Genomic DNA, 14,147 nt, shown 5'->3' on the forward strand with positions numbered 1-14,147 from the left:
GGACGCCGGAGCTTCTCCCACAGTGGCCCCATGGGAGCACCATCCGGCGGGACCGACGACGAACTCACCGTGCTGCGGGCCAGGGTGGCGGCCCTGGAGGCACAGTCGGCACAGCACGTGCCGAAGCGCGAGCACCACCGCCTGCGCTCCTTCCTCTCCGCGCTGCTGGTGGTCATCGGCTGCGTGCTGGTCCCGCTGGGCCTGGTCGCCGCCTGGACCTCGGACATCGTGGGCGACACCGACCGGTACGTGCAGACGGTGACCCCGCTCGCCTCCGACCCGGACGTGCAGGCGGCGGTGGCGAACCGGGTGACCGGCGCCGTGATGGAGCACATCGACCTCCCGGCGCTCCTCGAAGGCGTCGCCCCCGAGGAGCGCCCGCTGGCGGAGAAGGCGCTCGGGAAGCTCGGCGGCTCGCTGGAGGGCGCGCTCTCCAGCTTCGTCCACGACCGTGCGCAGGACGTCGTCGCCTCCCCCGCCTTCGAGACGATCTGGATCGACGCCAACCGGGCCATCCACACCTCCCTCGACCGGGCCCTCACCGGCGACGAGGACGGGGCGGTGAAGATCGAGACGGACAGCGTGACGATCGACCTGGCTCCCGTCATCGAACGGGTGAAACAGCGTCTGGTCGACTCGGGGCTCACGGTGGCCGCGAACATCCCCGAGGTGCACACCGACTTCACGGTGCTGCGCTCCGACGACATCGGGAAGGCGAAGACCGGGTTCGCGCTGCTCCAGGCGCTGGGCGTGTGGCTGCCGGTGATCGCGGTGCTGTGCGTGGCCGGCGGCGTGCTGCTCGCGGTGCACCGGCGCCGGGCGCTGGTCGCCGGGGCGCTGGGCTTCGCGGTGGCGGCGCTGGTCCTCGGGATCGCGCTGACCGTCTTCCGTACCGTCTACCTCAACGCGCTGCCCGCCTCGGTCTCCCCGGCCGCCGCCGGATCGGTCTACGACACCCTGGTCCGCTTCCTGCGCACCTCGGTGCGGGTCGCGGCGGTGCTCGGCGTGCTGATCGCGCTGGCCGCCTGGCTCTCCGGCCCGAGCCGCCCGGCCGTCCTGGTGCGCGGACTGTGGCACTCGGGCATCCAGGCCACCCGGTCGACGGCGGACCGGGCGGGGATGCGGCTCGGCCCGGTCGGCGGCTTCGTGCGCCGCTTCCGCGCCTGGATCGTGTGGATCCTGGTGGCGGCCGCGGCGCTCGCCTTCGTGCTCTGGCCGCACCCGACCGGCTGGGTCGTGATCGGCCTGACCCTGGCCCTGCTCCTCGCCCTGGCGGTGACGGACTTCCTGGCGGACCCGGAAGGAGCGGCGGGGCCGGAAGGGCCGGCGGGGACGACAGGGCCGGCAGGGGCGACGGGGACGACAGGGGCGCCGGGGACGGGACCGCCCGGCGAGGACGACCGGACCGCGGGACCGTCGCGGCCGTAGAGCCGTCGCCGCCGTCGCCCTCGCCGCCGCCGTCCTCAACCTGACGGGCGATTCCTGGGGTACGCCGCTGACCTGGGTCTTCTCCTCGATCGCCTTCCTCGCGAACCTCGCGATCCTGCACAGCCGGCTCGGCGCTCGCGCTCACCGCGGTGACCCCCGTCCGACCCGCGCACCGAGGCGGGACCGGCCCGAGCGACACCGCTCCGCGGCGACACCGGCCCGAGGCGGGACCGATCCGCGCCCTCCCGCGGCACGATCAGGATTCGAGAAGCGCCCCCGCACCGCGCCAACTACCTTCGACGGCATGGACATCACCATCCACACCACCGTCCTCCCGCACGAGGACCCCGACGCCTCCCTCGCCTTCTTCCGGGACGTGCTCGGCTTCGAGGTCCGCAGCGACGTCGGCCAGGGCCGGATGCGCTGGATCACCGTCGGCCCCGCAGGACAGCCCGGCACCTCGATCCTGCTCGCCCCGCCGGCCGTCGACCCGGGCATCACCGAGGAGGAGCGCCGCACCATCACCGAGATGATGGCCAAGGGCACGTACGGCTGGATCCTGCTCGCCGCCCCCGACCTCGACGCCGTCTTCGAGAAGGTCTCCGCCGGGGACACCGAGGTCGTCCAGGAGCCCACGCGGCAGCCCTACGGCGTCCGCGACTGCGCCTTCCGCGACCCGGCCGGCAACCTCGTCCGCATCCAGGAAGTCCGCTGAGTCCCGAGGGGGGACCGAGATGTGCCGACCCGCATGGGCGGAGGCCCGCACGACGGCGGTACGGCTCCAGGCGCTGAAGGAGCTGCGCGGGGTCCGCGACCGGATCCACCGCGCGCACACCCGCCCGCTGGACGTACCGGCCCTGGCCCGCGAGGCGGGCCTGACCGCCGAGACCCTGCACCGCACGTTCACCAGGGAGTACGGCACCACCCCGTACGCCTTCGTCACCGCGCTCCGCGCCGCCGGCCGGGGGAGGACGGCATGACGCCCGCGCCCCGGTCCCGAGGGGAACGCATCGGGGACACCCGCGTCCGGCTGGAGAAGGACGTGGACCTGTGGGTGGCCAGCCGGGGCCACCTCGTCCCGCTCTCCTTCCTCTGGGACGGCGACGCCGTCCTGATCTCCACCCCGCGGGACTCCCGCACCGCCCGCAACCTGCTGGCCGACGGCCGCGTCCGGCTGGCCCTCGGGCCCACCCGCGACGTCGTGATGATCGACGGCGCCGCCGAGCCCGTGGACCTCGCGGACCTCCCCGCCGGCACCGGCGACGCCTTCGCCGCGAAGACCGGCTTCGACCCGCGCGAACTGTCCCGCCCGTACCAGTACTTCCTGATCAGGCCGCGCCGCGTGCACGCCTGGCGCGAGGCCGACGAGCTCGACGGCCGCACCCTGATGCGCGACGGCGCCTGGCTCTCCTGAGCCGTTCGGTCGGTTTCGGAGAAGCGCGCCGGAAGCCGGAAACCCAGACTGACAACAGACCACCGGAACACCGTTCCGGACGACGAGGGGAACAAGGACATGGCCACCAAGAGCACCCCGGGCACCACGACCGCCAAGTCGTACGACGGCTTCACCGAGGACGAGCGCGACGCCATGAAGGAGCGCGCGAAGGAGCTGAAGGCCACCACGGCCCGCGGCACCCGCTCCAAGGCCGCGGCCAAGGCCGACGGCGAGGCCGACCTCCTCGCCAAGGTCGCCGAGATGGCCGACGGGGACCGCGTCCTGGCCGAGGGCGTCCACGCCCTGGTCAAGAAGGTCGCCCCCGGCCTCACCCCCAAGACCTGGTACGGCATGCCCGCCTACGCCAAGGACGGCAAGATCGTCCTCTTCTTCCAGAGCGCCGCCAAGTTCAAGGCCCGCTACGCCACCCTCGGCTTCAACGACGCCGCCACCCTCGACGACGGCGACATGTGGCCCACCTCCTTCGCCCTCACCACCCTCACCCCCGAGGTCGAGTCCCGCATCCAGGCCCTCATCGAGAAGGCCACCGCCTGACCCGCCGGGCCGGTTCGGGGCTGCGCACCGGGTCGTCCCGGGGCGGCACGGCGTTCGCGTACGAGGGCGATGCGTGGAACAGGCGCGGGAGGAGCGCCAGTTCCTCCGGACCGCCGCCGTACACCGTGGCCGGGGGCCGCGCTCCGCCGGGCGCGGGTTCACCCCGTGCGCATGCCCGTCCGGTGGTCGGCGTACCGGGGGGACCAGCCCAGCTCGCGGGTGGCCTTGGCGTGCGAGACGCGGAGCCGGGTGTCGAGCATGAGGGCGCCGAGGTAGGGGACGGCCAGCCGGAGCAGGCCGCCGGGGAGGCGGAGCCGGGAGCCGCGGGCCGCCGCCAGCTCGCCCCAGGTGGAGGGGCGGTCGTCGACGATGTTGTACGCCTCGCCCGCGCCGCCCCGCTCCAGCGCGGCGACCGTCGCCTCGGCCGCGTCCTCGACGTGGACCCACGACATCGTCCCGCCGCCGCCCAGCGGCACGGGGAACGGGCGGCTCCCCGGCGTCGGGTCGAACCAGGTGCCGGGCCCGTAGAAGACGCCGTACCGCAGCGCCGTGCCCGCCACGTGGTCCGCGGCGAACAGCTGCCCCTCCGCCTCGACGAGGCCCGTGATCACGTGGTCCGCGACCGTGCCGCCGCGGACGCCGAAGGGGTCCTCCTCGGTGAGCGGCCGGTCGCCGTGGTCGCGGTAGCCGTAGCCGAGGACCAGCGACTGGGTGACGAAGCGGCTCGCCCCGAGCACGCCCGCCGCCTCCAGCAGGTGGGCCGTCCCGCGGTCCCGCAGCACATTGCTCGGATCGTCCGCGGTGAGCGTCCGCCGGGGCGCCTTGAGCGCGGTCAGCTGGTGGACCACCGCGTCGGCGGACAGTCCGTCCACCGCCCGCAGCAGGCCCTCGCGGTCCAGCGCGTCCGCGAGCAGGGGCACCGCGCCCAGCGCCCGCACCGCCTCCGCCGACCCCTGGGAGCGGGCCGGCGCCAGCACCTCGTGCCCGTCCCTGATCAGGGCGCGGGTCAGCGGACGCCCGATGGCACCGGTCGCGCCGGCGAGCAGGATCCTCATGGTCAACCTCCTGGTGGGTACACAGGGAAGGTTGGACAGCCCCCCGATTCGTGACGGCCGGGGCCGCGCCGGGCGAGTGATGCGCGTCACATTGCCGCTCCCGGCTTCGGCCGCGGGCCCGGGGACCTGACGGAGCCCGTCGTACCGCCCCGCCGGTGACCGCCGGGCGCCGTACGGTGTCCGGATCCCGTCCCGCGAAAGGCGCAGCGCATGCCGGAGAGCAAGACGTCCGCGGAGATCGTCTCGGACCCGGTCGGCCGGGTGGTCGGGGGCCGGGGCGAGGTCCGCGACGACGAGTGGGGCGGGGTCGCGGCGGTGATCCGCCTGGACGACCGCTTCGCCCCCGAGGCCCTGGCGGGCCTGGACGCGTTCTCGCACGTGGAGGTCGTCCACCACTTCGACCGCGTCCCCGCGGAGAAGGTGGAGACGGGCGCCCGCCACCCCCGTGGCAACACCGACTGGCCCCTCGTCGGCATCTTCGCCCAGCGCGGCAAGAACCGGCCCAACCGCCTCGGCGTCTCCCGCTGCCGCCTCCTGCGCGTCGACGGCCGCGACCTCCACGTCGAGGGCCTCGACGCCGTCGACGGCACCCCCGTCCTCGACATCAAGCCCTGCATGACCGAGTTCGGCCCCCCCCGGGGCGCCACCACCCAGCCCGACTGGGCCACGGAGATCATGCGCCGCTACTACTGACCTCCGCCCCGGCCCGGCCCGGCCGGGGCGCCCGGTGACCTCGGGCGGTGTCGGGCGGCATCAGGCGGAGAGGGCCCGGTGCAGGGCGTCGAGACCGTCGGCGTGGATGCCGGTGAAGAGCGCGACGACCTCGGCCTCGGTGGCGCCCCGGGGGTGGAAGCGGCCGGACCACTGCACCGACCTCCGCCGGCCCGCTGCGCGCGACCCCGTTCCGTGGGGCCACTCGGGTCATCACGGGCGCGCCCACCGCCCCGCAGCCCCTCCGGCATGATCGTCTGGTGCGGCGGGGGCGACCGGAAGACGACCGACCTCCTGCCTGGGGGCCCGAACATGCTGACGATCACGACCATCGCGGTGATGGTCGCCGCGCTCGTACTCGGCCTGGCCGCGAACCACTACCGGCGCCGTCGGGCGTCCCCCGACGGGGACGCCGAAGAGGCGTCCGTCAGCGACCTCGTCAGCCCGCTGGAGACGCTCGCCGTCCTCCTCGTGGCCTTCGTCATCGTCGTGGCCGCGGAGTCCTTCGGCGCGGCCGGCGCGGCCGTGGGCGCCGAGGCCCATCGCGTCGACCAGCTCTACGAGGTGGCCGACTACGCCCCCGAGCCCCAGCGGGAGCGGATCCAGGCCGACGCCGTCTGCTACGCCCGCGCCATCCTGGCGTACGAGTGGCCGCAGATGGACAAGAACGGGCAGAAGGCCCCCGAAGTGTCCGTCTGGTCCTCGGACTTCCGCCGCCACTTCAAGGAACTGGCCCGCGCGGACGACAACACCCTGGACCTGCTGGTCGAGGCGGACGACGAGCGCTCCGTCGCCCGCCAGACCCGGCTGTCCGAGGCCGCCCCGGCGATCCCGCCCGTCGTCTACTGGTTCATGGTCGTCGCGCTCGCCGCCACCGTCGGCGCCTTCGCCTTCGGCCTGCCGGCCCGGCGCGGCCCCTCCCACATCGTCCTGCTGTGCGTCCTGACCGCGCTCTTCACCGGCTCCCTCCTCCTCATCGCGGACATCGACCGCCCCTTCTCCGGGCAGATCCACATCTCCGGCACGGCCATGGAGGACACGGTCGACGACATCGGCGAGGACTACGCCGAGGACCACCCGGACCGCCTCCTCCCCTGCGACGCCCGAGGCGCCCGCACGAACCCGTGACCGCGCCTCCCCGCGTACGCGCGGGCCCCGGGGACCCGCGGGGCACGACGGCCGGCCCCCCCAGAGGTTCGCCCGCGGGGGCCACACCGCCGACGCGACGGCCGCCCCGCCGGTCCCGAGGGCGGTGTCCCGTCGTTGCCGGGACGCCCTTGCCGTCCGCTGTTCACCGCTTCCACCGGCACGTTGCCGCACGGCCTTCCGGCCGTGCGGCACCAGCGGGCGGCCCGTTCCGGTCCGGGGGGCCGCCCCGCCTCGCACCGAGCCGCGCTCATGCCGGAGGCGGACGCCCGCACCTCCCCGAGCAGGAAGGTCCCGATCTCCCGGAGGTCCTGTGGGGAGGGGGCGCGTGGCTCCGGTACGCCGTGACCGGGCACGGCGGCGGCCCTACAACTTGCTCATCTTGGCGTACGGACTCAGGATCCGCTCTCGCGTCGAGCCGAAATCCACGAGTGCCGCGATCCCGCCCTCGATGCCGATGACCCGGCCGAGGCCGTACACGTCGTGTGTGACCTGGTCGCCTACGGCGAACTGCCGGGGAGGCGGCGCGACCGGGGCTTTGAAGGGACTGGTGGGCAAATAGCGCTTCGGTGCACTGGACTTTGTCATTGCCGCCAGTATGCGCCCCGCGCACATCCGTTCGCTGTGGCCGTTCACGCCCGCAGTGCGAGACGGCCGAGGAGGGTCTCGACGGAACAGCGGCTCCAGGTGGCTCACCAGCGGCTTCGGCCCCGGGGGTCATCGAGGCCGTTCCGCGCTTCCCGCACCCGGTGGCGGCCGAGGCGTCCGTGGCTCTGCCCGAACAGGTGACGTCGACCAGCCCCCTGTCCCGGACCGACGGCGTGGCCCGCCCGTTTTCCGGCCCGCGCGGTCTCGGCGGGCTCCCGGCCCCGGCGCGGACGGCGATGTGCGGGGCCGTCTGACGGACGGGGCGGGCCGCACGTCGCCGTGGACGGTCCTCGACGTCCCCGGCCACGACGACCGATCGACCGCACCGTGCCCTTCGCGCGGTGCTCACGTGCCCGGGTCGCCTCGGGTGCGGGCGGGCGGCGGCCGAGGCGGACCCGGTGGTGTCACGGGTCCTTCGGTGGAGCCGGCCCGGCTCGCGTCCCGGCACCGGATCCGTGCGTACCGGTCCGAGCGGCGCCGGCGGCGGCCCCGTCTCAGTCCGAGTCCGCCGGCGGGGCTGATTCCGCGGCGCGGCGGTACTCGGCGTTGATGCGCTGGGCTTCTTCGAGTTGGTCTTCGAGGATGATGATGCGGCAGGCGGCTTCGATGGGGGTGCCCTGGTCGACGAGTTCCCGGGCCCGTGCGGCGATGCGCAACTGGTAGCGGGAGTAGCGGCGGTGGCCGCCCGCGGAGCGGAGCGGGGTGATGAGGCGGGCCTCGCCGATGGCGCGGAGGAAACCCTGGGTGGTGCCGAGCATCTCGGCGGCCCTTCCCATGGTGTAGGCGGGGTAGTCGTCGTCGTCGAGACGCCCGTACGAGTCGTCTGCTGTCATTTGCACCTCTCCGTGAAACGCGTCGAGGGGCCCTGGTGCCGTACGGCACCAGGGCCCCGAAGGAACTACTACACCACCTGCCGGCCCTGATACTGCGCCGGCCTTCTGTGTCCGCTGAACCGACCCAGTGGCTGTCGGGTGCGCGGGGATCGCGGTTGCTTGACCGGAGACCACCTCACTATCGATGTCCTGCGGTACCCGGACTCGAGATTTCCGGCCGGGCGATCCTGATGGCGCTGCGTTCCTCCGTTCTTCCTTCGGTGATCGATTTCCCACCATGGGGGTACTGCGTACTGCTGGGTGATGCGCACTGCTCTCACGGGTCCGCGTCCTTCATGCCCACGGTCCCGCTCGCGGCGGCCCCTGATCACTGCGGGCCGCCCGGTCCAGCCGTCAGTCCCGTCGCCGTCCTGCCAAAGCCCTGGCTTCGGAACTCCACCGCCGCACCGTCCTGCGACTTGCTCCACTGCCGGCAGTCCGTCTCTGCCAGGCCTCACTGTCTCTCTGGGCTACGAGAGAAACCTTAGCCGGGCCACCGCGCAATGTCTACTCTGGCCGCGATAGATTTTCATGTGCCTGGTGGGTAGGTAATCGACCTCGGCGAGCGAAGCGGAGCGTCGCGCAGGGCCGGGCGGAGTCGCGGAGCGTTCGTCGCCGGGTCGCCCCCGCATCCGCGCGCGGGACGCGGTCGTTCGATGCGTGAGAGGGCCCGGCCGGCGTGTGCCGTGCGGGCCCTCTCGGCTGACCGGAGTCGGCTCACGTTCGCTCGCGGATTCCGGTCGGGCCGCCGGAACGCCGAGCAGGGGAGACGGGTCGGCTCGCGGCCGACGTGGGGCTCGGGTTGCCGTGCCGGCGGCGGACCGTCGCGCGCTCCCGTGCCGGCGGCAGAAGCGGAACCGCGCCGACCGCGGGAGGGCGTCCCGCCCCTGCGCCGCTCTGCCGGTGGGCGGTGATCGTCACGGGCACGCCGGGCGGGGCCTGGGCGCCGGTGATCCCGCGGAGGAGTCGTACGTGTGGCCGCCGTTGCGGCGGGTGAGGGAGGTGCGGCCGTTCGTGCGTGTGGGGTTCATTCGGAACCTTCCCCGATACGGCACGCATCGAGGGATTCCGGCAGCGGACGAACGGCTTCTGGAATCACTGGGGCGGCCGAACGGAAGGAGAAGGAAGGCCGCTCGGCCCAGGTGGGGAATTGTCGACACGCCATCGGGTCGGCGAAATGGACGCGGACGACGTGGCCGCGCGAGGGGGCCCTGCGAATGAATGCGGCCGGGGCCCGCACCCCTAGGGTGCGGGCCCCGGCCGAGTACGGCGCGTCGGCGTCAGGCGGGAACGATGTTCTCGGCCGTCGGGCCCTTCTGGCCCTGCGCGATGTCGAAGGAGACCTTCTGGCCCTCCTGGAGCTCGCGGAAGCCCTGCGCGGCGATGTTCGAGTAGTGGGCGAACACGTCAGGGCCGCCACCGTCCTGCTCGATGAAACCGAAACCCTTTTCGGCGTTGAACCACTTCACGGTGCCGGCGGCCATGTCATTTCTCCTCTGGGCAAGTACGACGGAATCCGTACCGTACGGATTCCGTGTCGCCGCGATGATGCCCTGGCCGGAAAATGACCGGAAATACAAAGCGCTTCCGTGCGGCGCGCGGGCCGACGGGGGCACTTGAAATCTTCGGGTACCAAAACTGCAACTGACTTCGACAGTAGCATGTCGACGCAGCCCGGGTGCCGCGAATATTTCTCCCTGCGTGTCGCCGGTAAAAACTCTGTGTGCGGCGGTCGTTGAAATCTCAGACCGCGAAAGAAGGTATTCGTTCACTTCGAATGCGGTCTTTCGGAGGCGAGTCGGTCGCCGCGGCCGGGGTGTCGGCAGCGGCGGAACCCGCGTCCGCGGGGCCGAGCCCGGCAGTCCCCGCGGCCCGCGGGAGGCCGGCGGTGGCGCCGGTCGACGGTTCCCCTCGCCCCGCGCCCGAGGACGTCCCGACGCGCGGGAGGCGCCGGTCCGGCCGTTGCCGCGGTGGGCCCCGCTCGTCGGCCCCGGACGACGACGAAGCCCCAGGTCGTCGACCTGGGGCTTCGTTCAAGAGCGGATGACGGGAATCGAACCCGCGCTATAAGCCTGGGAATCACCGCTGCTTTGGCCGTCCCCATGGCCTCTGGCCTGCGGACAAGTCTCTTCGCGGGTCCTGTCGGGAGGCTCTGCTCGTACCCGTGGTGACCGCTGTTCACCGCCCTGGAGGGCACGGATGGGGCACGTGCCGGCTCCCGCCCGGCGGTCCGGTGCGGCTGGACGGGTGTAGTTCGGTCCCCGGCTCCGGCGCCGTCCGCCGGGAGCGCCGCTCGGCCGGATTACATGGGCCTGCGCCTCGGCGCGGGGCGTGCCGGTGCCCTTCGCGGTCCCGGACCCGACGACTGGAAGAGCACCATGGCAGAGCGCCACCCTCGCAACCGCACCGGCCGCGGCCCGCTACGTCGCGGGCTCGCTGCCGCCGTGCTCGCGGTCGGCATGCTGACCGCTTCGACGACACCCGGATACGGCACCGGCGAGGCCGCGCCGGTGCCCGGCCCCCAGTTCACGCCGCTGACGGCGGCCGTGATGACCGAACCTGCACCGTTCGACGCCACGGACGGCAAGACGCACCTCTCGTACGAACTGCTCACCACGAACGCGCTGCCCAGCAGCGCACGGGTGCGGCTGGACCGTGTCGAGGTCCGGGACGCCCGCACGCACCGGGTGGTGGGCTCGCTGAGCGGGCAGGCGCTGGCCGATGCCGCCAACCCGGTGGGCGACCCCCTGCCCGGTGCGGACGGGTACACGCCGGCGCCGCCGGGGCCGACGCCGACCGTGATCCCGGGCTCCCAGCAGTGGGTCGTCTGGATCGACCTGGCCCTGGACCGCGGCGAGCGGGTGCCCAAGGTCCTTGAGCACCACCTCTCCGGCGCCGTCCTCACCGCCTCGGGCTCCTCCCCGTTCGAGGAGACGGTCCAGGCCACCCCGACCGACCGCACCACGCCGCTGAACCTGGACGCGCCGGTCCGCCCCGGCACCTGGTACTCCAGCGAGTCGTGCTGCGGCAACACCCACCACCGGCGCGGCCTCGGCCCGATCAACGGCCGCTTCTACGTACCGCAGCGCTTCGCGATCGACTGGTACCGGGTCGGAGAGCAGGGACAGACCTGGGAGGGCGACCCCGCGCGGCTCACCAGCTACCTGAGCTACCGGCAGCCCGTCGTGGCGGCGGCCGGCGGCAGGGTGGTGGAGGTCCAGGACGGGATCCCGGACAACACGCCGCCTGTCACGCCGCCGGTCCCCCCGATCGAGGAGACCGTCGGCAACCACGTCACCGTGGAGGTCGCGCCCGGCCGCTACCTCCTCTATGCGCACCTGAAGCCCGGCTCGCTCAGGGTCCGGGAAGGCGACCGCGTCGAACCCGGCCGGGTCCTCGGGCTGATCGGCAACAGCGGCAACTCGACCACGCCGCACCTGCACTTCCAGGTGATGACCACGCCCGAGTTCTTCCCGACCGACAGCCCCCCGTTCACCTTCCGGAAGTTCCGCGTCGTCGGACACGTCGAACCCCGGCTCTGGGACGACAACCTGGGCCTGCAGCCCACCGGCGTCCTCCCGATCACGCCCTCGCCGTACGACGGCCCCCACCGTGCGCGGTATCCGCTCGACCGCGAGGTCCTGGAGTTCTGACCACCCCTCGGCCGACCCCACCGGTACGCGATGCCTGAAGAGGCATGGACGACAACGAAGGCCCTGGTCAGAGACCAGGGCCTTCGTTCAAGAGCGGATGACGGGAATCGAACCCGCGCTATAAGCTTGGGAAGCTCATGTTCTACCATTAAACTACATCCGCAATACCGGCCGGATGAACCGGCCGCATCGTTGCACACTGTACCCCATGCGCCACGGGTGGCGTGGTTCGCCTCTCTTCGGTGGGTCGGAGTGCCGCGTGGAGGGTGTCCCCTTCATCCCCTAATGTGGCTGTCTTGTCCACCATGTGTGTAGGGGAAGGGACTTGATGGGTTCCGTGGAGCGCACCGTCGTCCGCTGTGCCGAGGGGCACGTGTTCAGTACCGCTTCGTTTCCGCTCCAGCAGCTCGGTGCCGCGCGGATCGGGCCCGGGCGGCTCATCCGGTGTCCGAGGTGTGCGCGGCTGAGGCACGCGGTACCGGTGGAGGCGGCGCAGCAGCGCTGACCTGGGCAGCCGGGTGGGGCGTGGGCCGGTCCCGATTGGGGAGGTCCGCGCCCTCTGCGTATCGTGGGGTCGTGCTTCTCTCAGACAAGGACATCCGGGCCGAGATCGATGCCGGGCGGGTCCGCATCGACCCGTACGACGAATCCATGGTGCAGCCGTCCAGTATCGACGTGCGCCTCGACCGCTTCTTCCGGGTGTTCGAGAACCACCGCTACCCGCACATCGACCCCGCGACCGAGCAGCTCGACCTGACGCGCGAGGTGGAACCGGAGGGCGACGAGGCGTTCATCCTGCACCCGGGCGAGTTCGTGCTCGCCTCGACCTACGAGGTCATCACCCTGCCGGACGACATCGCGTCGCGGCTGGAGGGAAAGAGTTCCCTCGGGCGGCTCGGGCTCGTCACGCACTCGACGGCCGGGTTCATCGACCCGGGCTTCTCGGGGCACGTGACCCTGGAGCTGTCGAACCTCGCGACCCTCCCGATCAAGCTCTGGCCGGGGATGAAGATCGGGCAGCTCTGCATGTTCCGGCTGAGCTCGCCCGCCGAGTTCCCGTACGGCAGCGAGCGGTACGGCTCCCGGTACCAGGGCCAGCGGGGACCGACGGCGTCCCGCTCGTTCATGAACTTCCATCGGACCCAGGTGTGAGGCGGTAGCGGACATGAGTGAAGTACGCGAGAACCTGACGTACGAGGGCTTCGGGACGGCCGTGCGCGAGCTGGCGCAGACCATCGCCGACGACGGCTACGAGCCCGACATCGTCCTCTCCATCGCCCGCGGAGGCGTCTTCGTCGCCGGCGGTCTGGCCTATGCGCTCGACTGCAAGAACATCCACCTCGTGAACGTGGAGTTCTACACGGGCGTGGGGACCACGCTGGAGATGCCGGTCATGCTGGCGCCCGTGCCGGACGCGATCGACTTCTCCGACAAGAAGGTCCTGATCACCGACGACGTCGCCGACACCGGCAAGACGCTGAAGCTCGTCCACGACTTCTGCGTCGACCACGTCGCCGAGGTCCGCTCCGCCGTCATCTACGAGAAGTCCCACTCCCTCGTGAAGTGCGAGTACGTGTGGAAGAAGACGGACGAGTGGATCAACTTCCCCTGGTCGGTCGAGCCGCCGGTCGTCAAGCGCGAGGGCCAGGTCCTCGACGCCTGAGCCTCCCCCGCTGCGCGAAGGGCCCCCGCCGGGTTTCCGGCGGGGGCCCTTCGCGTCGCCCTGCTACAGGGTGCCGAGCTTGATCAGGCTCAGGAGCGCGACCAGCTGGATGGCGGAGGCGCCGAGGGCCTTGGGCCAGGGGAGGTCGTGGGAGCGGCCGACCATGAGGGTGAAGAGGGCGCCGGCGGCGAGCCACGTCAGCCAGCCGATGACCTGCACCAGGCCGTTCTCGCCGCCCAGGAAGAGGGCGAAGAGCAGGCGGGGCGCGTCCGTGAGGGCCATGATCAGCATCGAGAGGCCGACGGTGGGCTGCCACGCGCCGTCGCCGCCCAGCTGACGGGCGAGGGTGTGGGTGACCGCGCCCAGGATCAGTCCGCCGAGGACGAAGCCGACGCCGGTCATCAGGACGTACGGGACGGTGCTGGACAGCGTGGCGTTCAGCACCTCCTCGCGGGCCTGGTCGAAGCCGAAGATCGCCAGCAGGCCGTAGAGGAAGGTGACGATCAGCGCCGGGCCCCAGACGGCGTGGTCGCGCATCCGGAGGAAGGTGTCCGCCGGGCGCAGCACGATGCCGCTCAGGAGGGCCTTCCAGCCCAGGCGCGGCCCGACGGGGGCGGGGGGAGCCTGGTGGGCGCCCGCCTGGCCGTAGGGGTCGTCGACGCTGAACATCTGGGTGTGGCCCGGGTTGTTCGCCGTCGCGTGGTGGTGCTGCTGCGCGTGCGGGTCGCCGAAGTACTCGGGCTCCCCGTAGGGCTGCTGCTGTGGCTGTTGCTGCCACTGCTGCTGCGGGTACGCCTGAGGCGGCGCGTTGTACCCGTACGGCGCCTGCTGCGGTCGATGCTGTTGCTGCGGGGGACGGTTGTCCCGGCCGCGTCCGTTCCTGAATCCAGCCACGTCATTGAACGTACCCGTTTCCGCAGCGCACCCGCTCCTTCGGTGCCGACCTGTGACATCCCCTAGGGGGTGCCGGGGGGTGGTCCG

The 14,147-nt window shown here is 72.4% G+C and carries 15 protein-coding genes and 1 tRNA gene; 10 read left to right on the forward strand and 6 right to left on the reverse strand.

Going from position 1 to position 14,147, the window contains the following annotated elements; genetic code table 11:
* The first annotated feature begins 30 nt into the window (after positions 1–30).
* The 5 genes from IE287_RS12315 (at position 31) to IE287_RS12335 (ending at position 3,418) form a co-directional block, all read left to right on the forward strand.
* Positions 31–1,428 (forward strand): hypothetical protein, encoded by a 1,398-nt coding sequence (locus IE287_RS12315; RefSeq protein ID WP_189849027.1) that lies wholly within the window; start codon positions 31–33, stop codon positions 1,426–1,428.
* Between the two features lie 304 nt (positions 1,429–1,732).
* Positions 1,733–2,143, forward strand: coding sequence for a VOC family protein (locus IE287_RS12320; protein ID WP_189849028.1), 411 nt, complete (start codon positions 1,733–1,735; stop codon positions 2,141–2,143).
* A gap of 19 nt (positions 2,144–2,162) precedes the next feature.
* Positions 2,163–2,408: a helix-turn-helix transcriptional regulator gene (locus IE287_RS12325; RefSeq protein WP_189849029.1), complete on the forward strand. Its 246-nt coding sequence runs from the start codon at positions 2,163–2,165 to the stop codon at positions 2,406–2,408.
* A complete protein-coding gene (locus IE287_RS12330) occupies positions 2,405–2,842 on the forward strand; it encodes a pyridoxamine 5'-phosphate oxidase family protein (protein ID WP_189849030.1) in 438 nt (145 codons plus the stop codon). The genes IE287_RS12325 and IE287_RS12330 overlap by 4 nt, the downstream gene beginning before the upstream one ends.
* 99 nt (positions 2,843–2,941) lie before the next feature.
* The gene (locus IE287_RS12335; RefSeq protein WP_189849031.1) at positions 2,942–3,418 is read left to right on the forward strand and encodes an iron chaperone; all 477 of its coding nucleotides are present in this window, start codon (positions 2,942–2,944) and stop codon (positions 3,416–3,418) included.
* A 158-nt stretch (positions 3,419–3,576) separates the two neighbouring features.
* Here the strand turns inward: IE287_RS12335 and IE287_RS12340 are convergent, their stop codons facing one another.
* Positions 3,577–4,473, reverse strand: coding sequence for an NAD-dependent epimerase/dehydratase family protein (locus tag IE287_RS12340; protein WP_189849032.1), 897 nt, complete (start codon positions 4,471–4,473; stop codon positions 3,577–3,579).
* Positions 4,474–4,683: 210 nt separating this feature from the next.
* On the opposite strand from IE287_RS12340, the gene IE287_RS12345 reads away from it, so the two are divergent.
* Together IE287_RS12345 and IE287_RS12355 are read left to right on the forward strand one after the other, a co-directional pair.
* Complete coding sequence (locus IE287_RS12345; RefSeq protein ID WP_189849033.1) at positions 4,684–5,166, forward strand: SAM-dependent methyltransferase; 483 nt, start codon at positions 4,684–4,686, stop codon at positions 5,164–5,166.
* Positions 5,167–5,496: 330 nt separating this feature from the next.
* Positions 5,497–6,312, forward strand: coding sequence for a bestrophin-like domain (locus tag IE287_RS12355; RefSeq protein WP_189849034.1), 816 nt, complete (start codon positions 5,497–5,499; stop codon positions 6,310–6,312).
* Between the two features lie 384 nt (positions 6,313–6,696).
* On the opposite strand, the gene IE287_RS12360 is transcribed toward IE287_RS12355, so the two are convergent.
* The 3 genes from IE287_RS12360 to IE287_RS12370 all read right to left on the reverse strand — a co-directional run bounded on the left by IE287_RS12360 (position 6,697) and on the right by IE287_RS12370 (position 9,334).
* A complete protein-coding gene (locus IE287_RS12360) occupies positions 6,697–6,918 on the reverse strand; it encodes a hypothetical protein (RefSeq protein ID WP_189849236.1) in 222 nt (73 codons plus the stop codon).
* A gap of 554 nt (positions 6,919–7,472) precedes the next feature.
* Positions 7,473–7,811, reverse strand: a complete 339-nt coding sequence (locus tag IE287_RS12365; protein ID WP_189849035.1) for a MerR family transcriptional regulator — start codon at positions 7,809–7,811, stop codon at positions 7,473–7,475.
* Between the two features lie 1,319 nt (positions 7,812–9,130).
* Positions 9,131–9,334, reverse strand: a complete 204-nt coding sequence (locus IE287_RS12370; RefSeq protein ID WP_042817427.1) for a cold-shock protein — start codon at positions 9,332–9,334, stop codon at positions 9,131–9,133.
* Positions 9,335–10,228: 894 nt separating this feature from the next.
* On the opposite strand from IE287_RS12370, the gene IE287_RS12375 reads away from it, so the two are divergent.
* A complete protein-coding gene (locus IE287_RS12375; RefSeq protein WP_189849036.1) occupies positions 10,229–11,503 on the forward strand; it encodes a M23 family metallopeptidase in 1,275 nt (424 codons plus the stop codon).
* Positions 11,504–11,595: 92 nt separating this feature from the next.
* Here IE287_RS12375 and IE287_RS12380 read toward each other — a convergent pair.
* Positions 11,596–11,666: transfer RNA gene (locus IE287_RS12380), tRNA-Gly, on the reverse strand.
* A 413-nt stretch (positions 11,667–12,079) separates the two neighbouring features.
* On the opposite strand from IE287_RS12380, the gene dcd reads away from it, so the two are divergent.
* Together dcd and IE287_RS12390 are read left to right on the forward strand one after the other, a co-directional pair.
* Positions 12,080–12,655 carry a dCTP deaminase gene (gene dcd, locus IE287_RS12385; protein WP_189849037.1) on the forward strand — a complete coding sequence of 192 codons (576 nt, stop codon included), beginning with the start codon at positions 12,080–12,082 and terminating at the stop codon, positions 12,653–12,655.
* Positions 12,656–12,668: 13 nt separating this feature from the next.
* Entirely contained in the window at positions 12,669–13,166 is a 498-nt protein-coding gene (locus tag IE287_RS12390; protein ID WP_024755952.1) for a phosphoribosyltransferase, read from the forward strand.
* A gap of 63 nt (positions 13,167–13,229) precedes the next feature.
* Here the strand turns inward: IE287_RS12390 and IE287_RS12395 are convergent, their stop codons facing one another.
* Positions 13,230–14,060, reverse strand: coding sequence for a Yip1 family protein (locus tag IE287_RS12395; RefSeq protein ID WP_189849038.1), 831 nt, complete (start codon positions 14,058–14,060; stop codon positions 13,230–13,232).
* Between the last annotated feature and the right edge of the window lie 87 nt (positions 14,061–14,147).

Origin of the sequence: Streptomyces omiyaensis, from assembly GCF_014650895.1 — a bacterium.
In the GTDB taxonomy this organism is placed as follows: Bacteria; Actinomycetota; Actinomycetes; order Streptomycetales; family Streptomycetaceae; genus Streptomyces; species Streptomyces omiyaensis.